The 25,460-nt window shown below is 46.1% G+C and carries 22 protein-coding genes and 1 riboswitch; of the genes, 15 read left to right on the top strand and 7 right to left on the bottom strand.

Features of this window, described 5'->3' with window-relative positions; translation table 11 throughout:
* The first annotated feature begins 204 nt into the window (after nt 1-204).
* From R7040_RS06710 to R7040_RS06740, 7 genes are all read left to right on the top strand, one after another.
* Nucleotides 205-2,379, top strand: a complete 2,175-nt coding sequence (locus R7040_RS06710; protein WP_318081152.1) for an FUSC family protein — start codon at nt 205-207, stop codon at nt 2,377-2,379.
* Nucleotides 2,380-2,389: 10 nt separating this feature from the next.
* Nucleotides 2,390-4,033 carry a TolC family protein gene (locus R7040_RS06715; protein ID WP_053307950.1) on the top strand — a complete coding sequence of 548 codons (1,644 nt, stop codon included), beginning with the start codon at nt 2,390-2,392 and terminating at the stop codon, nt 4,031-4,033.
* Nucleotides 4,033-4,236: a DUF1656 domain-containing protein gene (locus tag R7040_RS06720; protein WP_005374946.1), complete on the top strand. Its 204-nt coding sequence runs from the start codon at nt 4,033-4,035 to the stop codon at nt 4,234-4,236. Before R7040_RS06715 ends, R7040_RS06720 begins: the two co-directional genes overlap by 1 nt.
* A 12-nt stretch (nt 4,237-4,248) precedes the next feature.
* Entirely contained in the window at nt 4,249-5,139 is an 891-nt protein-coding gene (locus R7040_RS06725; RefSeq protein ID WP_005374944.1) for an HlyD family secretion protein, read from the top strand.
* A gap of 16 nt (nt 5,140-5,155) precedes the next feature.
* Nucleotides 5,156-5,842 carry a potassium channel family protein gene (locus tag R7040_RS06730; RefSeq protein WP_005374942.1) on the top strand — a complete coding sequence of 229 codons (687 nt, stop codon included), beginning with the start codon at nt 5,156-5,158 and terminating at the stop codon, nt 5,840-5,842.
* Nucleotides 5,835-6,983: an AI-2E family transporter gene (locus tag R7040_RS06735; RefSeq protein ID WP_054730104.1), complete on the top strand. Its 1,149-nt coding sequence runs from the start codon at nt 5,835-5,837 to the stop codon at nt 6,981-6,983. The genes R7040_RS06730 and R7040_RS06735 overlap by 8 nt, the downstream gene beginning before the upstream one ends.
* Nucleotides 6,984-7,199: 216 nt before the next feature.
* On the top strand, nt 7,200-7,871 hold the full coding sequence (locus R7040_RS06740) for a DUF2057 domain-containing protein (protein WP_017634411.1): 672 nt from the start codon (nt 7,200-7,202) through the stop codon (nt 7,869-7,871).
* Between the two features lie 59 nt (nt 7,872-7,930).
* Here the strand turns inward: R7040_RS06740 and R7040_RS06745 are convergent, their stop codons facing one another.
* Nucleotides 7,931-8,377 (bottom strand): RDD family protein, encoded by a 447-nt coding sequence (locus R7040_RS06745; protein ID WP_005374936.1) that lies wholly within the window; start codon nt 8,375-8,377, stop codon nt 7,931-7,933.
* Between the two features lie 180 nt (nt 8,378-8,557).
* On the bottom strand, nt 8,558-9,322 hold the full coding sequence (locus R7040_RS06750) for a ferredoxin--NADP reductase (RefSeq protein WP_005374935.1): 765 nt from the start codon (nt 9,320-9,322) through the stop codon (nt 8,558-8,560).
* Between the two features lie 210 nt (nt 9,323-9,532).
* On the opposite strand from R7040_RS06750, the gene R7040_RS06755 reads away from it, so the two are divergent.
* Nucleotides 9,533-9,985: an acyl-CoA thioesterase gene (locus R7040_RS06755; RefSeq protein WP_171345528.1), complete on the top strand. Its 453-nt coding sequence runs from the start codon at nt 9,533-9,535 to the stop codon at nt 9,983-9,985.
* 1,584 nt (nt 9,986-11,569) lie between these two features.
* Here the strand turns inward: R7040_RS06755 and R7040_RS06760 are convergent.
* Nucleotides 11,570-11,788, bottom strand: a complete 219-nt coding sequence (locus R7040_RS06760; RefSeq protein WP_005374929.1) for a VF530 family DNA-binding protein — start codon at nt 11,786-11,788, stop codon at nt 11,570-11,572.
* 132 nt (nt 11,789-11,920) lie between these two features.
* Here R7040_RS06760 and R7040_RS06765 point away from each other — a divergent pair, with 132 nt between their 5' ends.
* Nucleotides 11,921-12,844 carry a LysR family transcriptional regulator gene (locus R7040_RS06765; protein ID WP_318081153.1) on the top strand — a complete coding sequence of 308 codons (924 nt, stop codon included), beginning with the start codon at nt 11,921-11,923 and terminating at the stop codon, nt 12,842-12,844.
* On the opposite strand, the gene R7040_RS06770 is transcribed toward R7040_RS06765, so the two are convergent.
* Together R7040_RS06770 and nfsB are read right to left on the bottom strand one after the other, a co-directional pair.
* Entirely contained in the window at nt 12,841-13,131 is a 291-nt protein-coding gene (locus R7040_RS06770; RefSeq protein ID WP_005374925.1) for a putative quinol monooxygenase, read from the bottom strand. The two genes, R7040_RS06765 and R7040_RS06770, sit on opposite strands and share 4 nt — an antisense overlap.
* 69 nt (nt 13,132-13,200) lie before the next feature.
* Entirely contained in the window at nt 13,201-13,854 is a 654-nt protein-coding gene (gene nfsB / locus R7040_RS06775) for an oxygen-insensitive NAD(P)H nitroreductase (protein WP_064354956.1), read from the bottom strand.
* 167 nt (nt 13,855-14,021) lie between these two features.
* Between nfsB and R7040_RS06780 the strand changes: the two genes are divergently transcribed.
* Complete coding sequence (locus R7040_RS06780) at nt 14,022-15,485, top strand: helix-turn-helix domain-containing protein (RefSeq protein ID WP_198039124.1); 1,464 nt, start codon at nt 14,022-14,024, stop codon at nt 15,483-15,485.
* Nucleotides 15,486-15,614: 129 nt separating this feature from the next.
* Nucleotides 15,615-18,272, top strand: a complete 2,658-nt coding sequence (locus R7040_RS06785; protein ID WP_064354957.1) for an alpha-amylase family glycosyl hydrolase — start codon at nt 15,615-15,617, stop codon at nt 18,270-18,272.
* An 84-nt stretch (nt 18,273-18,356) separates the two neighbouring features.
* Here the strand turns inward: R7040_RS06785 and R7040_RS06790 are convergent, their stop codons facing one another.
* The gene (locus R7040_RS06790; protein ID WP_064354958.1) at nt 18,357-19,514 is read right to left on the bottom strand and encodes a D-alanyl-D-alanine carboxypeptidase family protein; all 1,158 of its coding nucleotides are present in this window, start codon (nt 19,512-19,514) and stop codon (nt 18,357-18,359) included.
* 211 nt (nt 19,515-19,725) lie between these two features.
* Between R7040_RS06790 and R7040_RS06795 the strand changes: the two genes are divergently transcribed.
* Together R7040_RS06795 and R7040_RS06800 are read left to right on the top strand one after the other, a co-directional pair.
* Nucleotides 19,726-21,021: an alpha/beta fold hydrolase gene (locus tag R7040_RS06795; protein WP_064354959.1), complete on the top strand. Its 1,296-nt coding sequence runs from the start codon at nt 19,726-19,728 to the stop codon at nt 21,019-21,021.
* Nucleotides 21,022-21,483: 462 nt separating this feature from the next.
* Nucleotides 21,484-22,464 carry a rhodanese-related sulfurtransferase gene (locus R7040_RS06800; protein WP_005374899.1) on the top strand — a complete coding sequence of 327 codons (981 nt, stop codon included), beginning with the start codon at nt 21,484-21,486 and terminating at the stop codon, nt 22,462-22,464.
* Between the two features lie 68 nt (nt 22,465-22,532).
* On the opposite strand, the gene R7040_RS06805 is transcribed toward R7040_RS06800, so the two are convergent.
* On the bottom strand, nt 22,533-22,838 hold the full coding sequence (locus R7040_RS06805; protein ID WP_005374898.1) for a DUF6482 family protein: 306 nt from the start codon (nt 22,836-22,838) through the stop codon (nt 22,533-22,535).
* A gap of 108 nt (nt 22,839-22,946) precedes the next feature.
* On the opposite strand from R7040_RS06805, the gene R7040_RS06810 reads away from it, so the two are divergent.
* Nucleotides 22,947-24,428, top strand: coding sequence for a cryptochrome/deoxyribodipyrimidine photo-lyase family protein (locus R7040_RS06810; RefSeq protein ID WP_017820144.1), 1,482 nt, complete (start codon nt 22,947-22,949; stop codon nt 24,426-24,428).
* Between the two features lie 80 nt (nt 24,429-24,508).
* Nucleotides 24,509-25,009: a fasciclin domain-containing protein gene (locus R7040_RS06815; RefSeq protein ID WP_005384595.1), complete on the top strand. Its 501-nt coding sequence runs from the start codon at nt 24,509-24,511 to the stop codon at nt 25,007-25,009.
* A 272-nt stretch (nt 25,010-25,281) separates the two neighbouring features.
* Nucleotides 25,282-25,382, top strand: a riboswitch (cyclic di-GMP riboswitch).
* The last annotated feature ends 78 nt before the right edge of the window (nt 25,383-25,460 follow it).

Below are 25,460 nucleotides of genomic sequence, written 5' to 3' on the forward strand. Positions count from 1 at the left end.
TCGTTTTAGGCGTTTCGCCAATAACGCCAAGGGCTAGCACGAGATCAAGCCAAATACGCACTTTTTGTTTTGACAAAGGGTTTACAAAGCACACTTTTTCACCCGCTATATTCCGCCCCCCGAATTTATTCAGAACAAGATTCTGATTATTCATATAAGAAATTCATCAACTTATAACGATAAGCCTGAGCAAACTTTGACACTATGAACGACAAAATAAAATTCGCTATTAAAGTATCGCTTAGCCTGACTCTGGCTTATCTGATCCCGTTTGCCATGGGTTGGCCGCAAGCATCGACGGCCGCAACCACAGTGATGCTGATTGCATCCACAGGCAGTCGTCGTGAATCACTCGCCAAAGGTACCTTACGCGTGTTTGGTACGTTGGTTGGCGCCGTCGTTGGCTTGTTACTGGTGGGATTGTTTGCTCAAGACCGCTTGTTGTACATGCTGAGCGTGTCGGTTGTGGTCTCATTCATTTTTTACTTCCGTAATGCCTATCAAAAAGATCCAACGCTACTCATGCTGACCGGTGTGATGACGTTGATGATGTCCAATGGCGGTGACGCAGAAGGTGCGTTTCTTTATGGCGTTGACCGCGCCTACATGACGGTGTTTGGGGTGGTGGTTTACACACTCGTGGGGACTTTCTTATTCCCGACCAAAACAGAACAAAACCTAAGACAGCTCATCGAACAACTCAACCAAGCACAACGCGCGCTGTTCACCGCTATCTTGCAAAATTTCGAGCAAAAATCGGCAGGGCAAGTCTCTACTCAAGAAGAGGGAAAAGAAAATCCAGAAGCAGGAGAGCCACAACCTAGCGTGGATTCTCTTATCGAACAGATGTTTGCCGCCCAAAATGCGCTCGAACAGCGCTTTGCTACGGTCAGTGTGGAATGCAGTGAAGTGTCGGCCTACATGAAAGAGTGGCGCTTGGCGGTTCATTTGAACAAGCAGGTAACGCAACAATTGACCGTTGCGGCGCACAGCCACTTTAGCCACCAGCAAGACCGTGAAAGCATCAGCAACTTTGATCAAGCCGTTGCGGAAATTGACGCGCTATTTGATACCTGCCAACAAGTCTGGGACGAAAAAGAGCCCGCTTTTCGTGTTCAGGAATTCAAAGTCAAATACAACCAAGCGTTGCTAGAAGACGCAACTCACCTAGAGAAAGGCTCTGCGCTTACGCTTGGTCACCTATTGGAACTGATGCATCAAAACTTGTCGCGTTTAGCGGAGAGCATTAGCTGTATTGACTCTGTGACGAACAATGTCTCCTTTGACGTGCCACTGCCGAAACCGAAAGGCAAGTTTCTATGGTGGGACGCAGAAAACTTTAAAACCGCGGTCAAAACCTTTGTCACTTATTGGGTTGCTGGACTGATTTGGATTTATTTCAATCCACCAGGCGGCTATTCATTCGTGGTCTTCTCGACCATGTTTATGTCTTTGCTGTCGTTCGTGCCTGTGCACCCAATTTTGTTGCTTGTGCTGTTCACTTTCGGCTTCTTGTTCGCGGTGCCTTCTTACGTCTTCATTCTTCCGCAATTGGATCTCGGGTTAGAACTTGGCCTGTTCATCTTGATCTACACCTTTATCGGTTTTTATCTGTTTAACGGGCCAGTGACGATTTTCTACATGGTGGGCTTGTTTGTTCTCGGTTTAGATAACAACATGTTCTATCACTTCGGGATCCTCATGACGATCATACTGTTGTTCTACATGGTGGTGTTCATGATTATTTTCGCGCACTACTTCCCGTTTAGCTCACGACCAGAACACCTCTTTTTGACCATAAAAGAACGCTACTTCCGACATACCCGAGAGCTGTTCACTACCTATCAACAGCAGTCCAGCTCGGTTATTACGCCGCTCAAACGGGCCTTGCACTTGGTGACGCTCAATGTCTCATCGAAAAAGCTCAAAGTCTGGGGTTCGAAAATCAACCACAAACACTTTGATAAAACCACGCCAGAAGCGATTGGCGCGTTTAGCAAAGCGTGTGATGTACTCAGTAATCACATCAACATCTTAATGGCCGCCGAGAAAAAGTTGATGGCCAATCCGCTGATTACTCAGCTTCGTCAACAACACCGCGATTCCATCATTCCTTTGATGGCAGGCGCTTTAGCCAGCCATCAAGCAACACAAGAACTCGACTCCGTATTCGACCAATACAGTCAGGATTACCAAACATTCGAAGATAAACTGGAAGATTTTTTTAGTGAGTTGGATTTATCTGACTACGCTTATTCAGAGATAGCCGGTTTTTATATCTTGCTGAATTTAAAACGGAACGTGTTCGAAGCAATCAAGCATTGCAAGCAAACCTACGAGGATATCGATTGGGTGAACTTACAACAGAAGCGTTTTTAAAGGTGGGGATATGATGCTTCCAAAACTAACCAAACCAAGCCTCGCCATACTTTCTTTGCTCGGACTCAGTGCGTGTACCACGGTAGGACCAGATTATGTTCATCCAAAGCAGGCGCCACTGCCAAGTGACTGGTCGGTGCAAAAAGCAGCCAAAGATACGCAGCAATCAGAGCAACAGCTACAACAATGGTGGCAGCAATTTAATGACTCAACTCTTAATCAGCTGGTTGAGTTGGCGAGCAAACAAAACCTCGATTTAGAAGCCGCAGGGCTACGAATTGTCCAAGCACGTTCATTGCTTGGTATTTCGACTGGCTTGCAATACCCACAAGTTCAAACCGTGTCAGGAAACCTAGCGCGTGCCTACGTAAATGATCAGGGCGTGAATAACGCCACTTTGTCGTTTGATGCTGCTTGGGAAATGGATGTTTGGGGCAAGTATGCTCGCGGTATTGAGTCGGCAGAAGCGGGTTACTACGCATCCATCGCATCGTATCACGACATCATGGTCACCATAACCGCCGAAGTGGCGCGCAATTACATCAACTATCGCACATTCCAAGAACGTATTTTGCTGTCTCGCCGCAATATCGAGATTCAAGAGCGTGTCGTACGTATTACTCAGGTGCAGTTCGACTCTGGCAACGTTACAGAATTGGACGTTCAACAAGCTAAAAACCAACTCTACACCACCAAAGCAGCGTTACCGAGCCTCGAAGTGGCAATGAAGCAATCACGTACTGTGTTGGCTTTGCTACTGGGTCTGTTACCAGAAGAAGTAGATCGACTGCTACAGTCGGATGGGATGCACAAGCAAATCGCTGAGTACGAAGCCCAGTTCAAATCGACGGGCAGAAAATCGGCGCTATCGGGCACCGACGAGCGTTCCATTGTGCCACGTCCACCGCTTTTGGATACGCAAGTGGATGCTAACTTAGTGATGCGACGTCCGGATTTGCAAGTCTCTGAGATGCAAGCTCGCGCGCAAAGTGCGCAGATTGGCGTGGCAGAAACCGCTCTGTACCCAAGCTTTTCGTTGTTCGGTTCCATCGGTATCGACAGTACGGTTCCCGATGGCAGCAGTTTCAGTTTTAGCGATTCGCTCACCATGGTGGTTGGCCCAACGTTCAGTTGGAACATTTTCCAATACGGACGCGTGAAAAATAACATTCGTTTCGAAGATGCTCGCTTCCAAGAAACGCTGACGAACTACAACAAAAAGGTACTGCAAGCCGTTAATGAAGTCACCAATGCAATCGAAGCATATGACCTGTATTTGCAGCAAAAAGATTTACGCTTGCAATCGGTCAACTCTTCCATTCGTGCGTTCAACATATCCATGACACAGTACGAAAACGGACAAATTTCATTCGAACGTCTGCTTAACTCGGTAGAAAAAATGACCCGCGCAGAAGACAGCTACGCAACGATCAAAGGTAATGTTGCGAACCAAGTTGTCGCGCTCTACAAAGCCCTCGGTGGAGGCTGGCAAACCCAAACAGGCAAGCCTTTCATCAGTGAATCTATTGCCAAGCAAATGACAGAACGAACTGACTGGGATGGTTATTTAAATGAAGAAAACCGCGTATTGCCGCCTTTGCGACTCGAAACTCCGGCTGAGACCAGTGATGAAAACAAAACGGAGGATCGGTAATGCCTCATGAACTCTCTTGGGGAGACGTTTACTTTTCTCCTACGCTACTCGTGCTCTTTCTCGCCGTCACGGCCACGTGGATAACGGTGATGATATTGAACAAGACACGTTTGTCTCGCTTCATCGCTTTTCCGTCTCTGACGTTTATTGCCATCATGGTCGGTTATGTGGTGGCCATCGACAGCTTTTATATTCAATTTTAGGTGCCAAACAAGATGAAAAAACTATTAGTAATCGCACTCAATCTTGTCATTCTTGGTGGCGCAGCTTGGCTCGGCTATCAAAAGTTTGAGGAATACTTTAATAACCCATGGACACGAGATGGGCAAGTGCGTGCTAACGTCATCAAAGTGGCTCCTCGCGTATCAGGCCCAATTGTAAATGTCGCGGTGCAAGACAACCAAGAAGTAAAAACGGGGGATTTACTGTTTGAAATCGACCCTGCGACTTACCAGGTTGCGTTATCTCAAGCCGAAGTAGCACTGGAGCGCTCCATTGTTAGCTCTCGCGGTAAAAAAATCGAATATGACCGCTTAAAAGACATTCGTGCCAAAGACCGTGGCGCGGTTTCTCACAAGGATCTGATTCGTCGTGAAATCGCTTACGAAGAGTCGCTACTGCAAATCAAATCTGCAGAAGAGCAACTAAAATCAGCACGCCTTAATCTCAGCTTTACCAAAGTTTATGCGACCGTCGATGGTTTTGTATCTAACCTCGATATTAGAAACGGTACGCAAGCGGTCGCAAACCAACCACTGCTCGCACTGATCGACAAAAACAGCTTTTGGGTATTTGGTTTCTTCCGTGAAAACCAACTTGCGCAAATCGAACCTGGCAGCCAAGCGCGTGTCACTTTGATGTCTCACCCAGACACGCCAATTGATGCGACGGTTGACTCGATTGGTTGGGGTATTGCGCCCAAAGACGGCACGGTCGGCTACAACCTTCTTCCAAACGTAAACCCTGTTTTTCAGTGGATTCGCTTAGCACAACGTATTCCGGTGCGAATCTCCCTACAAGAACTTCCTGAAGATGTTGATCTTCGATTCGGGCTTTCTGCGTCCATCATGGTGATGAAAGAGTCATCCGCAGAAAGTGAACAATAACTAAGTGAGAAGAGCCATGGTCATTGGTAAAAACCTCAAAAATATTAATGAAGAAAACAACTTCTTCTATCTAACCTTAGCACTAGTGATTTTGTTGCTAGGGAGTGCGATGGCACAAGTCGTAGGTGAAGGGACGATTGAACACATACTTCAGGCTTTCACGGTTCTGACGTTTATCGTCTGTTTTGCGAGCCTTCGCTTTGACAAAACCTGGTCTCGTTTCCTCTACAGCCTGTTTGGTATTTGGGTTCTTGTGATTGTGATCAAGACCGTTTTCGACATCAGAGAGATGAATGTGGTGATGCTTGCCCTCACCTTTGCGTTCTTTTTCGGCACTTTTAAATCCATCGCAAGACAGATTCTTTTCACCGGCCATGTCAACAGCAACAAAGTCATTGGCTCGGTCGCGCTTTTCTTGCTGCTTGGTCTGATGTGGGCGATTGCCTACCTCATTCTGCTTGAGTTTTCGCCTGAAGCCTTTACCGGTATGGAAGCGATTTCTTGGGGGCAGAACTTCTCCAATGCAGCGTATTTCAGTTTCGTTACCTTAACCACGCTCGGTTATGGCGACATTAGTCCTCTAACACCACTGGCTCAAGTCGTGGTGTATTTAGAGGCCATCACAGGTGTTTTTTATATGGCGATTGTTGTTTCAAGTCTCGTCAGTTCTAACATTGATCATCAGGTAAACAAAAATGGATAAACAATCGGTAAAAATCGACAGTAAGCTTTTCATCAGTAATATGGTGGAATCGGCAATACGCATTGGCTTGATCTTTGTCTTGCTGATGTTTACGTACGACATCATCAAACCCTTCATCCTTCCGGTTATTTGGGGCGCTATTATAGCCGTCGCTTTAATGCCGCTTACCCAAAAATTGCAGCGTGTATATGGTGGTCGTAGAGGCTTGGCAGCCACAACCATTGCTTTACTTGGTATTGCCCTCCTTGTCACGCCACTTGTTATGGTATCAGGCTCCATTGTGGATGGTGCAACGCACGCGCTTGAAGTACTACAAAATGGACAAGTGAAAATACCAGGGCCAAAAGCTTCCGTAGCGGATTGGCCTATCGTGGGTGATAAGCTCTACGAAGTGTGGACCCTATTCGCTACTAATCTTGAGCAAGCGATTCAAACCTTTATGCCACAAATAAAGGCAGGACTCACATCTTTACTGGGTACACTGGGGGGCGTATTGGGAAGTTTACTGCTTTCAATCTTGTCACTTGCGATTGCAGCAGGTTTCATGACGTACTCTGAATCTGCGGCATCAGGCTTAAGAACCATCGCGATTCGAACCGCAGGTGAAAACGCAAAAAGCTGGACCACGCTTATCGCAGCGACAATTAAAAGCGTACTGCTTGGCGTAGTCGGTGTAGCGGCGATTCAAGCACTGTTGATCGGTGCTGGTTTCTTCGTATTTGGCGTTCCGGCAGCAGGTTTACTCACACTGCTTCTAATGATCTTATGTATCGCTCAGCTCCCGGCGTTGCTCGCTGTGCTACCTGTGATTGGCTTCATGTACATGACCCAAGACACCTCAACAGCAACCATGTTTACTGTTTGGGTCGTAGTTGCGGCTCTTTCTGAAAACCTGTTCAAACCAATGTTGATGGGACGTGGCGTCGACGTGCCAATGCCTGTGATTCTGCTCGGTGCCATCGGTGGTATGCTTTTCTACGGCATCGTTGGTCTGTTCTTAGGTGCCGTTATCCTAGCAATTTGGTATGAGTTATTTGTTTGGTGGTTGAGCATTGAGAAAGCACAACAGCAAGAAGAAATGGCAGAACAACAAGACGCTTCTGATGACCAATCAGAATCTGGACATGGTGCAGGCATATAATAAATCAATAAGTTAGAAAGAAATTTAATCTATAACTTATAATATCAAACCGCTGAATTTCAGCGGTTTGATTCTATTTGGATCACAGTTTCGTCGTAATAAATGCGATAAAAATGACGTTCTTGTTAAATTTTCATACTTATTACACTTGGGAGTTGCAATCGGGCAATGAACGATGCACTCTCGATGACCACTAATTTGCTTAGGATAAAAACAATGAAATTGATCAAGCCTTTAACTTGTGCGCTTGCTCTCGCAATGAGTGGCATGGCATTCGCAGATGTAACCGTGAGTGTTCCTGACAACGTTTCAGTATTAGCGGCTAACGGTGAAAAAGCAGATCTTTCGGGTGGTTTTTTCGCCTCTGAAAGAACACTGACGTTACCTGATGGCCTTAACCAAGTCGTATTTCGTTTCGCCCCTTACTTCAACCAAGGTAATGACCGTTTAAGTGTTGAAAGCGATGTTATCGTTACACGATTTGACGCGACCAATGCCGAACTCACTCTACAAATGCCAGAATACCGCAACCTACGTGATGCGGAAGAGAAGATCAAAGACTTAGATTGGAAACTGGTTGATGATTCTGGCAACGCAATCGCGGTTGACCAGGACAAGTTGCTCAAACCGGGTATGCAAATCGGTCGTGATTACGTACGTGAAATCGAAGATTATAACCAAGCTGGCGGTGCAGCAGCCGTGGCTTTTGCTGGCGCAGCAACCATGCAGCCAGTCACGCTTCCTGCAAAGGTTCCTGCGGATATGAAGCAAGTGAGAGCAACTGCGGTTAAAGCGGATTCGACAGCTGAAGAGATGCTGCACTTCTGGTACCAAAAAGCAGACGCAGAAACCAAAGCTCGCTTTAAGAAATATGTTAATCAACAGTAAATCTGGTTAACTTTATCGATATTATAAAAGCCACTTCACGTGGCTTTTTTGATCAAAAATTAGGAAGCTTGGACAACTTTAGTATTGGCGATCAAGTCATGCAACAATCGTCGCTCCGGATGAAAGAACAACAATGCCAAATTTACCAACGGGATCCCCGGAATGAGCATCTCCAGCAAGTAGCTAATAACAAGCCTTAACCCTGCTGTAACTTTCGTTGCCTTACTATCATTTTTCATTACAACTTTAATACCAATCATGCGCATACCAATGGTTTGCCCATGACTCAATGCATTCCAGTTGATCATTAAAACCGTTGGTAAAGAAAGCAAGTAAAACGCCTGAGTTTCACGAACAAGCGTGAGGTTATCTGCTAAAGAGAGCTGAAAGTCGTTAAGAAAAGAGTTAATACTCAATGCGATGATTAACACGACCACCATCGCAAAGAGCAGGTCGATAAAACCAGCAATGATTCTCTGTTGCTTGCTCGCGATAAAAGCATACATGGACTTCAGTCACCTCAATGTAATTGGTTAAGCGAGAATGACTGAGTGTACAGACGCGCAATGGTGAGCGCAGTTTAGGTATTGCCAACATAATATTCAACTAAGAACATACTAAATCGCGATCGTATCTCAAAAGTAATCATTACATCTTGAGCATAACCGTATCAATTTAACAAAACGCTACCAGTAACGTTCGTAAATGATATTTCCCCCAGTTTGATGGCGATACTTTTCCAAGCCTAGCTCTTGTAAAACGGGCACGGTATCTTTGATCATTTGTGGATTCCCACACATCATGACAAAGCTACGCTGAGCTGAGAATGGCGCATCAGCGGCGTTGGACAGTAAACCCGATTCGATGAGTTCAGGAATTCGGCCTTGTAATTTACCATCAACCACTTCCCTGCTAACTATCGGTATATACTTTAATCTGCCTTCATATCGTTGCTGAAGCTGTTCAATTAGGTATTTATAAACCAGATCTTTTTCGAAACGAACGGCATGAACCAGCACAATGCGCTCATTGTGAGGCGGTAAGTTTATATCATCCAGCAGCGACAAAAACGGTCCAATCCCCGTACCTGTAGATAGCAGCCACAGGTCATGAGCCTGTTTAGGAATAGAATCATGGATTAAATCGCCATGTGCGGTGGCACCGACATAAATGCTATCACCAGATTTAAGCTTTTGGAGCCGTGGAGAAAGTTGTCCTTGAGGGTCGGCTACTATTAGAAACTCCAACCAATCGAATTGCTCGCTTGGCGCATTAACCACAGAGTAAGCGCGGCTGATCGGCTTACCTTCATCATCAAGCAAAGCAAGCTTGGTGAATTGGCCAGCTTTAAAGGAAAGAGGCGCGCCAGATATTCTCAAACTGAACAGCTCACCTGTCCAATCGATGCGTTTCTCAACTCTTGCGAGGTTGAAACCTTTGAGTTCAATCATGAGACACCTCCTATCTGGTTACTCTTAGTTAAACTTACGCCTTCAACTCAATTATGTAAAGTTTCTAGTTTACATAATCAAACCACCATTTCATTTCACATTTTAAAAACAATTTTATTACATATTAAATGATTACATCTAGAATAAATGCTCAAAGTGATAAGTCGCGTCGCAATTTGTGGCAAAGCAGATGAAAAAGGAGCAATAAAAATGGACACACTGTTAAAGGACTTTCCCGTTATCACAGAGATAAAAGTCGCATGGGGTGAAATGGATGCTCTGCAACACGTTAATAACGTGGTCTATTTTCGCTACTTTGAGACCGCACGTTTAGATTACTTCAACAAAATTAACCTGCTGGTCGACCTGCAGACCTCGCAAATTGGACCTGTACTGAGCGAGACTCAATGCCGCTACAAATTGCCTGTTACTTACCCAGACACGCTATTAGTCGGTTCTCGCGTAATCGACATGCAAGAAGATCGCATCACGATGGAGTACCAAGTGCTGAGTAAGAAGTGGGGTAAAATTGCGACCATCGCGACCGCCACTGGTGTGATGTTTGATTTTAAGAACAACGTTAAAGCTTCGATTCCAGATCACGTTCGCCAGTCGATTTTAGACTTGGAAGGAACCGTGGGTAGTACGCATCATTTGGAGTAACAATAAACGAGAGATTAAAGGCGAGGTTCCCGACAGCGCTTCTTCATCGCTATCGGGAATGATGCTGAGGTACCATTCCAACTTACGCAATAAGAAAACTAGCGTCATTCTAATGAGCCTAAGTGAATCATTCGAAACCTCGCTAAACGTAACAGCAGCGCGACTCTTCCAGCCTACGCGATAAGAAAAGCTGCGTCATTCTAGCGAGACTAAGAATCTACTTGCCGCTTGCTGCAGAACATAGAACCATGAATAAACTCAATACAATCTGAGGGTAAATTCTGAATCACGCTCGTTCCTCTCGGTTCAAAATAACAGTTCGAGTTTGGCTCTGACCTCTACAAAACCATCTAAAAAAGCGATTCTAGACAAGCCTAAGTGACCATCCGGAATTTCGTTTTAGACGCATCAGCAGAGCGACTCTTCCAGCCTACGCGATAAGAAAAGCTGCGTCATTCTAGCGAGCCATAGCGAGACTAAGAATCTACTTACCGCTTGCTGCAGACCATAAAGCCATGAATAAACTCAATACAATCTGAGAGTAGATTCTGAATCACGCTCGTTCCTCGCGGTTCAGAATGACGGTTCGAGTTTGGCTCTGATCTCTACAAAACCATCTAAAAAGCGATTCCAGAAGAACCTATGTGACCATACGGAATTTCGCTTTAGACGTAACAGTAGAGCTACTCTTTCAGCCTACGCGATAAGAAAAGCTGCGTCATTCTAGCGAGCCAAAGTGAGACTAAGAATCTACTTGCCGCTTGCTGCAGACCATAGAACCATGAATAAACTCAATACAATCTGAGGGTAAATTCTGAATCACGCTCGTTCCTCTCGGTTCAGAATAACAGTTCGAGTTTGGCTCTGAGCTCTACAAAACCATCTAAAAAAGCGATTCCAGACAAGCCTAAGTGACCATCCGAAATCTCGCTTGAGACGCATCAGCAGCGCGACTCTTCCAGCCTACGCGATAAGAAAAGCTGCGTCATTCTAGCGAGCCATAGCGAGACTAAGAATCTACCTTACCGCTTGCTGCAGACCATAAAGCCATGAATAAACTCAATACAATCTGAGAGTAGATTCTGAATCACGCTCGTTCCTCTCGGTTCAGAATAACAGTTCGAGTTTGGCTCTGAGCTCTACAAAACCATCTAAAAAAGCGATTCCAGATAAACCTATGTGACCATCCGGAATCTCGCTTTAGACGCATCAGTAGAGCGACTCTTCTAGCCTACGCGATAAGAAAAGCTGCGTCATTCTAGCGAGCCAAAGTGAGACTAAGAATCTACTTGCCGCTTGCTACAGACCATAGAGCCATGAATAAACTCAATACAATCTGAGGGTAAATTCTGAATCACGCTCGTTCCTCTCGGTTCAGAATAACAGTTCGAGTTTGGCTCTGACCTCTACAAAACCATCTAAAAAAGCGATTCCAGATAAGCCTAAGTGACCATCCGGAAAATCACTTTGGACGTATCAGTGGAGCGACTCTTCCAACCTACGCGATAAGAAAAGCTGCGTCATTCTAGCGAGCCAAAGCGAGACTAAGAATCTACTTACCGCTTGCTGCAGACCATAGAGCGGTTAGCAGAACGTCTCGATGTACAGCGCTTCGACTTTGTCCCGCGCCCATTGCGTTTTGCGCAGGAACTTCAGCGACGATTTGATTGAAGGATCTTTCTTGAAACAGTTCACACGAACGCGCTCATACATGCCATTCCAACCAAAGTGTTCAACTAGTCGGGTGACGATTTTCTCTAAACTCAACCCGTGAAGTGGGTTATTCGGCTGCTGTTGGCTCATGCTATTGATCCGGTAAAGTGAAGTTGCGCGCTAATCTAACTCAAACTCGCCGTGCAACCTAATGTTTTAACCTTGAATTGGCCTACGACTCTCCCCTATAGTAGCCCAAACTTCTTAAAAGCCCTTTTCATTATGAAAGCCCTCAACGACCTCAATATTTTTGTCGAAACCGCGCGCCAAGGCAGCTTTTCAAAAGCCGCTAACAGTATGGACATGACACCTGCCGCCATTAGCGCATCGATTAAGCGTCTTGAAGGGCAAATCGGTTTCCCGTTGTTTGTGCGTTCCACCCGAAGCCTGCGTTTAACCTCAGAGGGCGAACTGTTTTTAGACAAAACCACGCAAGCGTTGGCAACATTGCAAGAGGGGTTGGATCAGATCTCAAGTGCGCGCGGGGAGTTGTCTGGTCAGCTGCACATTACTGCACCCTCCGATTTTGGTCGCAATATGTTGCTCGATTGGGTGGATGAGTTCATCGATCTCTACCCAAATGTTTCCATCAAACTAGAGCTGTCCGATAGCTTGACGGATATGTACACAAAGCCTGTCGATATTGCGATTCGCTACGGCGAACCGGCCGACTCCAATCTGGTCGTATTGGCATTGTGTGGGTCAAACGAACGGATATTATGTGCATCGCCAGAGTACGTAGCTACACATCCAGAACTCGCCTCTCCTGCCGATTTAACGCAACACAACTGCTTGTGCTACATGGTCGCGGATTCGGTCTACAACAAATGGACGCTCACTCGTGGCAGCGAGAAAGAACAAATCGTGGCCAGCGGTAACTTGTTGAGCAACGATAGTGACTTGCCACACCGGTTAGCGATCAAAGGCAAAGGCATTGCGAATAAATCATTGATGGACATTAGCCGAGACTTAATCGAGGGAAGATTGGTGCGAGTGTTACCAGAATGGGATTGCGGCCCAGTGCCGCTCTACATGGTATGTGCCGATCGTCGATTATTGACGCCAACGATTCGGACTTTCCGCGACTTTATCCAACAAAAATGCTGCCAGCAACGCGCCAACGTGCTGGCAACCTTCTGTCATTAGGCGATAAATCGAAGAGGACGAATCTGGGTATATTCAACCCAATCATTCTCTTCCAATGTTTCAAGAAACGTCGCCATATGCGGGCTTTGCAAATGCTTATCCAAGGCCTCTTGCGACGCCCAGATTTCTTGGAACATAAATAGGCCATCAACTTTTTCGTCGAGATACAACTCGTATTGGCAACAGCCTTCTTCTTTACGAGTTGGCTCTAGTAAACCAGCAAGCAAATTCACCACCTGATCCTTACTATCTGGATAGGCTTTCACTTCTGCGACTAAGTGGATCATCGTTTTATCACTCTTTTGCGATTTATATATTGATTACGGGGTTCTACGTCACCTGTAAGTAAGCTCGAATTAGATCTCGGTGAATACGGTTTCTGCGTCCCAGCGAGACTTTGGCGTTTTCGCGTTGAAGTCATCTTCCGCGTGGTAGCCAAGCGGCACGATCACAACACTGGTATAACCTTTTTTACGCAAGCCAAATTCTTCATCCAGCACTTTTGGATCAAACCCTTCAATTGGTACTGCATCAATTTCTAGCGTCGAAGCACCCAACAGCAACGTACCCACGTTGAGGTAAACTTGTTTCTCCATCCAATGGTTTGCATCTTTCAGATCAAAACGGTGCATGTTCACAAAGTAGCTACGACCACCGCGCACAGCCGCTTTCGCTTCTTCAGTTGGGAATCGACCATCTTTTTCTTCTTGCACCATTAGCGCTTCAATGTAGTCGTTATCGATGCCTGTTTTTGCACAAAACACCAATACGTGAGATGCGTTGAGAATCTTCGCCGCGTTAAACGCGTAATTCTCTTGCGCCGCTTTAGCGATGCGCTGTTTGCCTTCTTCTGTGCTTGCCAGAATGAAATGCCAAGGCTGGGAGTTCACACTCGATGGACTAAAACGAATCAGCTCTTTAACTGCATCGATTTTTTCTTGAGATAGCTTGCGCGTTGGGTCAAACACTTTCGTTGAGTAACGAGATTTTGCAGCTTGTACGATATCCATGAGGCTCTCCAATTAATGAGTTTAAGCTGAGTAACAGCATAACCTCATGAGATAAAGGGAAAAACCGATTTCGATTAAAAACATTTTCAAAATAAATTTGAAAATAAAACGATAAGAAAGGCTTTGAGCGTTCTCACTGAACTTCTTCATCTTTTCGGCAATAATGCATGTTTGCTCGCAACCAAACTCAACTCATGCTGCCTCAAGATAACGTTATTACATCCTTTCTGTGCAAAAAGCTCGGTCACAATCACCTTCGAATTGCCGGCGAATATTGGCACATTGAGAAGTTGGTGGCCTTGCAATGCATGATGTTGAAAGAAGCGCCTAACCTCCAAGAAGGGCTGCTTTGGTGGAGTAAAAGTGTCTCATTATTCGACCGCCGTTTGTACGTCACATTGCAGCATGGTGATGCCCAAATCCATCTGCAAGTCGAATGTAGAACGGGCGATATGCCAAATTGGGCGGAGTCGGTGTTTGGCTTGCTCAAAATGCAATTGGAAATGCTTGAGCTAAGCGAATCAATACAGGTACAAATTCAAGCCAGCAATCCACTCGCGGCCGATATTTTTCTAGGGGAAACGCGAGATTCTAAAACGAGTTCAAGCGTGTTTGACCTGGTGAAACATGTTTATTTGCTGCTTTCTCACCAGCCAATTGAGCAACCAGAATTACTGAGTGTTTTGAACGCCTTGTTCATCAAAAACAGCAATTACGCGCTCAAGTTAGAGCAAGCGGCAAGGCAACTGGGCGTCTCCAAACGCACCTTGCAACGTCGACTGCAAGAGAAGCAAATGAGCTACTCTCAATGCGTTGATTTCGCGAAAAGAAAGCAAGCACTCACTTTGCTTGCCGACACCCAACTCACAACGCAGCAAATCGCCTATCAACTTGGTTACGAAGAACCATCGAACTTTCACCGCACTTTTCGTCGTTGGTATCCGTTTTCACCCATGCAGTATCGCCAACAATGTTTGGATAACCGAACTCAGCTAAATCAGCAACCGATCCGCTTGTACTACGCCAAAGCCAATACCTTCGACGATAACCACATCGACCAACCTGTCGGCAAAATCTGGATGGAAGTGGACAATATTGCGTTTGAAAAAGTGGTCTCGGTAGAATGCCGTGACCGTGATGGCGCATGGCGGCGCTACCCCGCCTTCTTCGAGCGTTTTTTAAGTCATGGCACCGAACTCTGGGCAACGACCGAACTTCCGGTGGCGCATCCCCTTACCTTTCGCCTGTGTTACGAAGTCGATGGGGAGCGTTACATTGAGAATAACCACCAGCGTGATTATGTAGTTTCTAAGGGGCTTTTAATTGGCGCAACGGAATATATTGTCCCGACTCGGCAACTTATTAACATTGGGGCGCAATATACGCTCTTTATCGAACTGGCATGCCGACTTGAAAACGTTGCGAGGATTGACTGTTACGCCGATGATGACCCCACACCTCACGCAATGCGCTTAACCAAACACTCGCTACATTATGCTTGTTGGGTGCTGCAATTATCGCTCACTCAAACTACAAAGCAGTGCCGTTTCCGCCTTTATGATGAATCCGGCAACGAGCTCGCGAAAGAGCATTACCCGATACAATATCCTATTGTGCAACCGCTCAATTAAAACTGTCGGTCAGATCAAAATCGTCTCTTCGTGACATCATTTCACGTCTTTTTTGGCGTGAAATGACACTCTCAATTTCAAACCTTTGCTTTATCGTTTCTGCATTACTGCATAACGGAGGCAGAAACTGTGTTTGAAACTCTACCTAACCCAATGAATAAAATAAAAATACTTCCTTTAGCGATCGCTCTTGCTCTCTCTGGCTGTGGAAGCGACGAAACCACACCAATCGATACAGGCAGCCACGTGGCATCTCCTGATTGGCAAGATCAAATCATTTACTTCCTGATGATCGACCGTTTTAACGACGGCGACAGCGCTCTCAATGATCAAGGGCAAAACGAATTCGATCCGACGTCGGATAAAAAATTCAGCGGCGGCGACCTCGTTGGCGTGAGTGATAAGTTAAGCTACATCGAAGATCTCGGTGCCACATCGATCTGGATTACTCCGCCAGTTGCTAACCAATGGTGGGATGCAGAGCAAAACTACGGCGGCTACCACGGGTACTGGGCGCGCGATTTCCAAAAAGTGGATGAACACTTTGGCGACATGGAAAGCTACCAAGCGTTAGCACGCGAAGTGCATGCGCGTAACATGTTCTTAATTCAGGACATCGTGACCAACCATGTAGGCAACTTCTTCACCTACGATGATCCTTACAGTTATGATCCAAGCCTACCTTGCCAAGGCTTCCGTTTGATTGAAAATGCGCTACACGCCGGGCAAGAACTGCCATACCCGCTCAACATGAACGAGTGTAAAACAGACGGCACAGGCAGCTACCACTGGACGCCAACCATCACCGACCACAACGATCCGGTACAAGAAAAAACCTGGCAACTCTCTGATTTGGATGACCTTAATACGTCCGATCCCGAAGTGCGCGCTTACTTAAAAGAGAGCTACCGAAAATGGATTCGCGAAGTCGGCGTCGACGGATTCCGTATCGATACGGTGAAGTTTGTTGAACACGATTTCTGGAATGACTTCCTACACGCCGACGATGGTGTGATGACGCAAGCGGTTGATACCGGTCGTGACAACTTCCTCACTTTTGGTGAAGTATTCGAAACATCGACGCCTTACCACACCGAAGGCGAAGAGAAGATGCTGACTTACATCGGTGAAAGTGGCTCGCCGAAACAGCTAACCTCGGTACTGAACTTCCCATTGCAAGCGACCATGACGCGCGTATTTGCATCAGGGCAACCGACCGATTACTTACGCTTCCGTCTTGAGAAAATGATGGAGATGTTCCCAAATCCATACATCATGCCGAACTTCATTGATAACCACGATATGCCACGTTTTCTATCGCAAGGCAGTGTCAACGATATGAAGCAAGCTCTGATCACCATGATGAGCGTACCCGGTATTCCTGTGATTTACCAAGGTACAGAGCAAGCGATGCCAGCAGCGCGCGATGCGATGTTTGCTGGCGGTTACCGTGAAGACGGCGACTACGTAGATTCATTCGACCAAAACAGCGAGATGTACTTGTTCATCCAAGAGCTTGCTAAGTTACGTACCGAAAACAAAGTCATGACACGCGGCGAAATGAAAGTCATTGGCAGCGATAAAGCTGGCGCCGGTGTGTTCGCCTTTACCCGCACTTTGGATAACGACGAAGTCTTAGTGGTAATGAACACATCGAATTCCCCAATGTTGATGAACCAACTCGATGTAGAGCAAGCGGACGGCACCGTTTTCCAGCAACAAATCATGTCGAACTGGGCAGACGCTCCAGAGCAATTAGTCGCAGATGAAAATGGTAACGTAACCCTTGAGTTGCCATCCAAGTCAGCAGTGATTTACTCAAAAACAAGCAGCAATCAATCTGTAGATACCCCAGACCTCAAAATCCAACTGGCACAGGATTGGGAAGGGCAAACCATCACTGGTGATATTGTTATCGCGGGTAGTGCGAACGCCAACGAGAAGTTGAACCTCGTCGTCGATGGTAACTTGGAAACAGCGCAAACCATTACTGTAGGTGCTGATGGTCAGTTTAGTGTCACGCTGTCGACTCGTCATTTTGCGATTGGCGAGCAACAGCACCGCTTCGCGATTTATTCCACCGAGAAAAAAGCAGGCATCGAGGACGTGAATTTTGTCTCCAACCTAAGCTGGTCAAACACGCCGGACAACACCATTGATGATGCGGGCGATGCACAAGACGGCGTGGGCGGCCCTAATGGCAACTACTCATTACCAACCGATCCAACGTTCGACAAAGACAACAGCCAACTCGCGATCAACAAAGCAGAAGTGTTTACCGTTGGCAGTAACGTACGTTTGACCTTCACTATGGACAAAATCACCGACACTTGGTTGCCACCAAACGGCTTCGACCACGTGGGTTTCACCATCTTTATTGATTTACCGGAAGAAGCCGCAACCAACTTGTCTGAGCTACCGAAGATCAACGCTTCTATGCCAAACGGAACCTGGAGTCGCAATGCGGTTGTTTTTGGCTGGCAAAGCTCGATTTACAGCACCAAAGGAGCAAATGCGACGACATGGGGAGAAGCCGTAACTCCAGCACCAACAGTGACAGTAGACAAAGCCAACAACACCATTTCTATGGACTTTGCTAGCGATGCATTAGGCCGCCCAGAGTCGCTCGATGGAATCCGATTCTATGTCACGACTTGGGACTTAGACGGCCTTTCGGCAACTTACCGTCCGCTAGAACAAGACAAAGGCCCTTGGAACTTCTCCGGTGGCGCATCGGATGAAAGTAAGATTTGGGACGATTTACCAATCATCACCTTGTCGGAATAAACCGTTAAATAAAACACCGCCCAGCGTTTAGCTGGGCGGCCATCAACAAAAAAATGCAGAAAGACACTTCTGCTCGTTTTTATTCTAGTTAAAGAACGATTTCACCCACAGCACCAGACTGTCCCAAAGCTGACCGAACCACGAGCCCTCTTCTACCGCTTGGCTGCTGACCAAGGGATAACTCGCCACGGTACTGTCATCGCTTTTCCAAACGATCTTACCAATCTCGTCTCCTTGCGCGATCGGCGCAATCAACGGTTCATTTAGCACCACACTCTTATCAAGCCCAGCCGTCATTGAACGAGGCAGAGTGAGATAGGCATCTTTAGCAAAGATCGCCTCAACTTTATTGGTATTTCCCTTCCAAACGCGAACTTTAGACTCAACTTGGCCTTGCTTAGCAACTTGCTTGGTGTCATAAAAACGAAAACCATAGCTGAGTAGATTCTTCGATTGGCTGATCCGAGCCTGTTTACTTGGCGTACCCATCACCACCGAGATAAGGCGCATTCTTCCTTCTTTGGCCGAGCTCACCAAGCTGTATCCGGCATTGCTGGTGTAGCCGGTTTTGCCCCCGTCGACATCAATGGAATTGTCCCATAACAACTTATTGCGGTTGTACTGCGTAATGTCGTTCCACTTGAAGACTTTCTCGCTGTATAGCGCATACACATCAGGAACATCGCTGATGATCGACTGCATGAGTTTTGCCATATCGGTTGGTGAGGTTTGGATGCCATCACTATCAAGACCATGGGAGTTCACAAAATAGGTGTCTTGCAGTCCTAATTTCTCCGCCCAACCATTCATCAAGGCGACAAAGCCGCGTTCACTGCCTGCAACGTGCTCAGCCAGTGCAACGCACGCGTCATTTCCTGATTGGATGATCACGCCGCGCATTAAGTTCGCAACACTAATTTCATCTTTCGGTTTGATGAACATTTTAGAAGATCCGGGAAACTTGGCCGACCACGCGTTTTCGCTCACGGTGACAACATCATCCCAATTCAAACGCCCCGCTTTGATTTCTTGCCCAACTACATAAGCGGTCATCAACTTGGTTAAACTCGCCGGAGCAAGGCCTGCTCGCCCGTTATGCTCGGCAATAATGGCACCGGATTGAAAGTCCATTAATACGTAACCTTTCGCCTTTAATTGAGGTGGGTTGGGCGTAACAACGGCAAAAGTAGGTACGCTTATTAAACAAGTCACAATAATCCATCGAGCCAGTGACACTTTCATCCGACTTCCTCCATGCTCTCACTTTGTCCTCACTCTATTGAGCATAGCTCACTCAACCAGTTGCACCAGTCGCTAATCGTTTCATTTTCTTGAACTTACATTGATTTGATCAAGGTATAGAACTGAAGAGGCAATTGGGAAATAGCGTTGGTTCTTCGCGCCATTCGCAGTAAAGTAGCGCTACCCCCTCAATACGGAAATAAAGATAACAATGAACGCTCAATCATTTATCGACGCAGGATTGCATTACACTCCCCACAGTTTTACCGTTCCTCTGGATTACCAAGACGCAAGCAAAGGCACCATTAGAGTCTTCGCCCGTGCGGTTTGCCTAGTTGGCGATGAAGAATCGACCAAACCTTGGTTGGTTTACTTTCAGGGCGGACCTGGCTTTCCCTCTCCGCGTCAAAACGGCAATAACGGCTGGGTAAAACGCGCCCTGCAAGAGTACCGAGTTTTGCTTCTCGACCAGCGCGGTACGGGCAACAGCAGCGTAATTAATCACCAGACGCTTGCTCACCTCACGCCAGAGCAACAAGCAGACTACTTGAGCCACTTCCGAGCGGATAACATCGTGCGCGACGCAGAATACATTCGTGAGCAATTTGGCGTCGAAAAATGGGCGATCTTAGGTCAAAGCTTTGGTGGTTTTTGCTCCCTCACCTATTTGTCTTTGTTCCCAGACAGCTTGCTACAAAGCTACATCACAGGTGGCGTGCCATCAGTCTCGCGTCATGCCGACGATGTGTATGAAGCCACCTTCAAACGCACCATGGAGAAAAACCAAGCGTTCTTCCAACAATTTCCCAATGCGCAACAACTTTGCCAAAACATTGCGAATCACTTGCTGGAAAACGAAGAGTACCTACCAAATGGTCAACGCTTCACGGTGGAGCAATTTCAACAAATCGGCATCAACTTTGGTGTGAGTGATACTTTCTTGCCAACTTACTATTGGCTAGAAAGCGCGTTGATTGAAGTGGACGGCAAACCACAACTTCGCTATGAGTTCTTGAACGATATGTTGGCGCAGCAAAACTTCCAAACCAACCCGATCTACGCCATTTTGCATGAATCGATTTACTGCCAAGGCTTTGCGTCGAATTGGAGTGCGCACCGTGTTCGCCAAACCCGAACAGAGTTTAATTATGAACCTGGCCAGCCATTTTACTTTACGGGGGAAATGGTCTTCCCGTGGATGTTCGACCAATACGTCAACCTTAAACCACTAAAAGACGCCGCAGAAATATTGGCCGCGAAAGAAGATTGGACAACGCTGTACGATCAAACACAACTGGCTCAGAACAAAGTGCCTGTCAGTTGCGCCGTTTACGCCGATGATATGTTTGTTGAAATGGATATCAGTCGAGAGACGCTCGCGTTAATACCAAATTCAAAAGCGTGGATCACCAATGAGTACGAGCACAACGGTTTACGTGCCGACGGTGAACGTATTCTCGATAGGCTCATAGCCATGGGCAAACAGACCGCAGCTACGTTGAAATAAGCACGGCAGAAATTAGAAATACGCCTTTTCAGTATGTGGTGAAAAGGCGTTTATAGCGGTTTATGAACAATGGCGATCAGTCATTCACTCTTTGTCCCTAAACCTTTATCCCTCACCACCTCATGTATAAAACTGCGACATGTCCTTTCCTTGTCAATGACTCCGGTGATTATTTGGTGCTTCTTGCGCCTAACTTTTTTGAAGGGCCTAAAACAGAATAACAACATAAATTTAAACCAAAAGTATCGGCCCCAACCTACCTGACTCACTATAATTAATGCTTATAATTTGAACACATAGCGGCTTCACCTGCGGACATGCACCCCTATCAAAGACCGCCAGGCCCCGCCTACTCATAATATCCGTATAATTTGTCCGTATTTCCGACTAGTTTAGTCAGGTATACTTCGTGCCGCTAAAATTTTAAGGTCGTTGACCACCTGTATTTTTAAAGGAAACCTCATGAGTCAGTATGTAGTTTGTGCGCTGTACAAGTTTGTTGAGCTGAATAACTATCAAGAGCTACGCGAGCCATTACTTGCGTTGATGGAAAAACACCATATTCGCGGAACATTACTACTGGCAAGTGAAGGTATCAACGGTACTGTTGCATCTGATCGTGCAGGTATTGATACGCTACTGGAGTGGCTAAACAACGAACCTCGTTTGACTGGCACCGTATACAAAGAGTCGTATTCTGAGACCCAGCCATTCAATCGCACCAAAGTGAAACTGAAAAAAGAGATCGTAACATTAGGTGTTGAAGGTATAGACCCTCGCCACGTAGTGGGTACTTACGTGAAACCTCAAGAGTGGAACGATCTTATTGCTGATCCTGAAGTGTTTGTTGTCGATACACGTAATGATTACGAAATCGAGATCGGGACATTCAAAGGCGCTGTAAACCCAAATACTGAAACCTTTCGTGAATTCCCAGACTATGTAAAAGAAAACATGGACCCGGCAAAACACAAGAAAGTTGCGATGTTCTGTACCGGTGGTATCCGCTGCGAAAAATCAACGGCTTACATGAAAGAACAGGGCTTTGATGAGGTCTACCACCTAGAAGGCGGCATTCTTAAATATCTTGAAGAAGTTCCTCAAGAAGAGAGCATGTGGGAAGGCGATTGTTACGTATTTGACGGTCGTGTTGCCGTGAACCACCAGCTAGAAAAAGCAGATTACGATTTATGTAACGCTTGTCGTCTACCGATCACTGAAGAAGACAAACAGTCAGAATTGTTCGAGCAAGGCGTGAGCTGTCCAAAATGTCACGGCACACACTCAGAAGAACAAATTGCTCGATTCCGCGAGCGTGAAAAACAAGTTGTTCTTGCAGAGCAGCGAGGCGAGCAGCATGTTGGTGGTGAAAGTGCCAAGCAAAGAGAAGCCCGACGTGCCGCTAAGTACGCGCAAAAAGAAGCGCAGCGTAAACAAGACTAAGCCCAACTCTCCTTATATTTAGCGAGCTGCCGTAAGGTGGCTCGCTTTTACTACGCACCAATACTCTTTCAATACAATTTTGTATCCCTCACCAATACCTCTAGTTGATTGTCTCTTTTGCCTTCGGGTAGCCCCACCATTTCATCATAAGCACTTTGATGTACTAAAACCTGCTTATTTGCTTTGATATTCCTGCACTTCTTTTGCATCTCGATCAGGGAATGAGCCCTCAAAAAGATACCGTTGTCATCAGTGATAAATTGCGCTTCTCCATCAATCACGACAGATGCCTGGTACAATGCGAGATCAAGCGAATGAATGACCAATTTGTCTACATAGAAGTATTTTTGTAACTTACTCAATGGTATTGCCATGTGTCACCTCCCTGAAAGTTACCTCTACGTTTTGTAGAATAAAACCGATCATTGGATGAGATTTCTTCGGTTTACTTGCGTACAACATCGGAAACAAAGAGGATTCCGATGCAAACAATCAATGTCGTGTGGTTAAAGCGAGATTTAAGGCTGACTGACCATCAACCACTAACTCAAGCATTATCAACAAAGCACCCAACTGTGCTTTTGTATATTGTTGAACCATTGCTATTGAACAACCCACACTATTCTGAGCGCCACTGGCGATTTGTTTGGCAATCACTGCAAGACATGGATGAAACGCTCAAAGCGTATGGGCATCGAATCACGGTGCTGTTTGACGATGCCTTAGCATGTTTCCAATCAATTCAAGCGCAATATCAAATCAACGCTGTTTTTTCTCACCAAGAAATAGGACTCAACTGCACCTTTGAACGAGACCGACAAGTTGCCGCTTGGCTGTATGAGCAGAACATCGACTGGTTTGAATTCGAACACGGTGCTGTAATCAGAGGGGCAATAAACCGGCAAGGTTGGGACAAACATTGGGACTCTGTCATGAGAGCCTCAATAAGCCCTATTGAGCTCCAAACCGACTTATTGCATTCATTGGATGCAGAAGCTCTCGGCTGTTCGTTTTCGCCACCATCATCCTGGCTATCAAAATGCAAAGGAATGCAAACGGGAGGAAGCCGGCTCGCTTGGAAAACACTAGAGGACTTTTTCCATCGTCGAGGTCGTGATTACTATCGAAGCATTTCTAGTCCCACAGCCTCACGCACAGCCTGTACTCGACTTTCTCCATATCTCGCTTGGGGTAACATATCCTTGCGTGAAGTTTATCAATACCTTTTGAAACACTGGCAAGTCGCTGGGTTTCGTCGCAGCTTAATTGCATTGTCTTCACGGCTTCATTGGCACTGTCACTTCATCCAAAAATTCGAATCGGAATACGACATGGAGTTTTACTGCGTTAATCGGGCTTACGAACCATTGATTAAACAAAGTAGTACTTTCGATGAAGAAAAGTTAGCAGCATGGAAATCCGGGCATACTGGCGTACCTTTGATTGATGCCTGCATGCGCTGTTTGCACCACACTGGTTACATTAACTTTCGCATGCGTGCCATGCTGGTTAGCTTTCTTACTCACCACATGAACATGAATTGGCGAGTAGGTGTAACGCATTTAGCGCAACTGTTTCTCGACTTTGAGCCCGGAATTCATTACCCACAATTCCAAATGCAAGCAGGAGTAACCGGGACTAACACAATCCGTATTTATAATCCGATCAAGCAAGCCCAAGAACATGATCCTGACGGCACGTTCATCTACAAGTGGGTACCTGAATTGCAAATGGTTCCTCCCCCTCTTTTATTCGAGCCTTGGACAATGACCCAGATGGAAGCTGTCATGTATCAGTTGCAGCCAGATAGCCGTTACCTTGCACCTATTATCACACCAGACAACGCAGCTAAGGCAGCAAGAGAGCGCTTATGGACGTGGCGGAAACGAGCCGATGTGAAACAAGAAGGCAGACGAATTCTTGCGCGACATGTTAGACCCTCAAAAGAAAGTAGGACGCGATGATCATCTCTCAATCACAATGCGTACAAATGCAAACACACTCCAGGGAACCCGTTGTACCCTCAACTAGTAAGGAACACATTATGTTCAAACGTATCTTAGTTATCGCGGCGACACTGATGGCGACGTTATCTTTTATGCTTCCCGTCAAGGCTCATGAGCATGGCATGATGAAAGCCGATATTGTCGACGTTGCCGCTGAAAACGGCTCTTTCAATACGCTTGTTGCTGCGGTAAAAGCAGCGGGCTTGGTTGACACTCTCAAAGGGGAAGGCCCATTTACTGTTTTTGCACCAACGGATGACGCTTTTGCAAAACTGCCAGACGGCACAGTCGACATGCTCTTAATGCCGGAAAACAAAGACAAGTTAGTATCTGTTTTGACTTATCACGTCGTGCCAGGGAAAGTGATGGCTGCCGATGTTGTTAAGCTAGACAAAGCGACTACGGTTCAGGGGCAAGATGTGATGATTAAAACCATGGGCGATAAAGTCATGGTTAACGATGCAAATGTCATTGCAACCGATGTGAAAGCTAAAAACGGTGTCATTCACGTGATTGATACTGTCATCATGCCGAAATAACACCATTCAGAGGGCGGTACACTCCGCCCTTTAGACAGAACTTCTTTCACCCTTAGCACGATTCCTCTTCACTTATCGCCAACAAACCTCCACTCATTCGCCATGGTTATAAAAAAGATAAAAACAAAATTAAAATCAATACCTTGCAAGACGATACTGCATAATATTGACGAGATTAAGATATCGTTATCTTTCAATTTGAGAACAGGATTCCATGTCAGTGACGTTTACTTTTCCACATGTAAATTCTTAAGCTAAATTTTGGCTGCTCAATCACATTTCGGCAAACCATTCGAAAGGGTGGGACGCAAAGCTTCCGGTCTGTCAGCATTTAAAAATCTAAAAGAATGCGCATGATAGCGGGGTTACCATAACGCAGTGTTACAGAAGTCCAGTTGCTGTAGCGTTGCTTTATGCTCAGCATGCGCCGGGGTGTGACATTAGTTTGTCA

It is taken from the genome of Vibrio sp. 1069 (assembly GCF_033340555.1).

Excerpts from the sequence above, each read along its gene's own strand:
- R7040_RS06710 (WP_318081152.1), top strand. The coding sequence starts at position 205 with ATGAACGACAAAATAAAATTCGCTATTAAAGTATCGCTTAGCCTGACT.
- R7040_RS06715 (WP_053307950.1), top strand. The coding sequence starts at position 2,390 with ATGATGCTTCCAAAACTAACCAAACCAAGCCTCGCCATACTTTCTTTG.
- R7040_RS06720 (WP_005374946.1), top strand. The coding sequence starts at position 4,033 with ATGCCTCATGAACTCTCTTGGGGAGACGTTTACTTTTCTCCTACGCTA.
- R7040_RS06725 (WP_005374944.1), top strand. The coding sequence starts at position 4,249 with ATGAAAAAACTATTAGTAATCGCACTCAATCTTGTCATTCTTGGTGGC.
- R7040_RS06730 (WP_005374942.1), top strand. The coding sequence starts at position 5,156 with ATGGTCATTGGTAAAAACCTCAAAAATATTAATGAAGAAAACAACTTC.
- R7040_RS06735 (WP_054730104.1), top strand. The coding sequence starts at position 5,835 with ATGGATAAACAATCGGTAAAAATCGACAGTAAGCTTTTCATCAGTAAT.
- R7040_RS06740 (WP_017634411.1), top strand. The coding sequence starts at position 7,200 with ATGAAATTGATCAAGCCTTTAACTTGTGCGCTTGCTCTCGCAATGAGT.
- R7040_RS06745 (WP_005374936.1), bottom strand. The coding sequence starts at position 8,377 with ATGTATGCTTTTATCGCGAGCAAGCAACAGAGAATCATTGCTGGTTTT.
- R7040_RS06750 (WP_005374935.1), bottom strand. The coding sequence starts at position 9,322 with ATGATTGAACTCAAAGGTTTCAACCTCGCAAGAGTTGAGAAACGCATC.
- R7040_RS06755 (WP_171345528.1), top strand. The coding sequence starts at position 9,533 with ATGGACACACTGTTAAAGGACTTTCCCGTTATCACAGAGATAAAAGTC.
- R7040_RS06760 (WP_005374929.1), bottom strand. The coding sequence starts at position 11,788 with ATGAGCCAACAGCAGCCGAATAACCCACTTCACGGGTTGAGTTTAGAG.
- R7040_RS06765 (WP_318081153.1), top strand. The coding sequence starts at position 11,921 with ATGAAAGCCCTCAACGACCTCAATATTTTTGTCGAAACCGCGCGCCAA.
- R7040_RS06770 (WP_005374925.1), bottom strand. The coding sequence starts at position 13,131 with ATGATCCACTTAGTCGCAGAAGTGAAAGCCTATCCAGATAGTAAGGAT.
- nfsB (WP_064354956.1), bottom strand. The coding sequence starts at position 13,854 with ATGGATATCGTACAAGCTGCAAAATCTCGTTACTCAACGAAAGTGTTT.
- R7040_RS06780 (WP_198039124.1), top strand. The coding sequence starts at position 14,022 with ATGTTTGCTCGCAACCAAACTCAACTCATGCTGCCTCAAGATAACGTT.
- R7040_RS06790 (WP_064354958.1), bottom strand. The coding sequence starts at position 19,514 with ATGAAAGTGTCACTGGCTCGATGGATTATTGTGACTTGTTTAATAAGC.
- R7040_RS06795 (WP_064354959.1), top strand. The coding sequence starts at position 19,726 with ATGAACGCTCAATCATTTATCGACGCAGGATTGCATTACACTCCCCAC.
- R7040_RS06800 (WP_005374899.1), top strand. The coding sequence starts at position 21,484 with ATGAGTCAGTATGTAGTTTGTGCGCTGTACAAGTTTGTTGAGCTGAAT.
- R7040_RS06805 (WP_005374898.1), bottom strand. The coding sequence starts at position 22,838 with ATGGCAATACCATTGAGTAAGTTACAAAAATACTTCTATGTAGACAAA.
- R7040_RS06810 (WP_017820144.1), top strand. The coding sequence starts at position 22,947 with ATGCAAACAATCAATGTCGTGTGGTTAAAGCGAGATTTAAGGCTGACT.
- R7040_RS06815 (WP_005384595.1), top strand. The coding sequence starts at position 24,509 with ATGTTCAAACGTATCTTAGTTATCGCGGCGACACTGATGGCGACGTTA.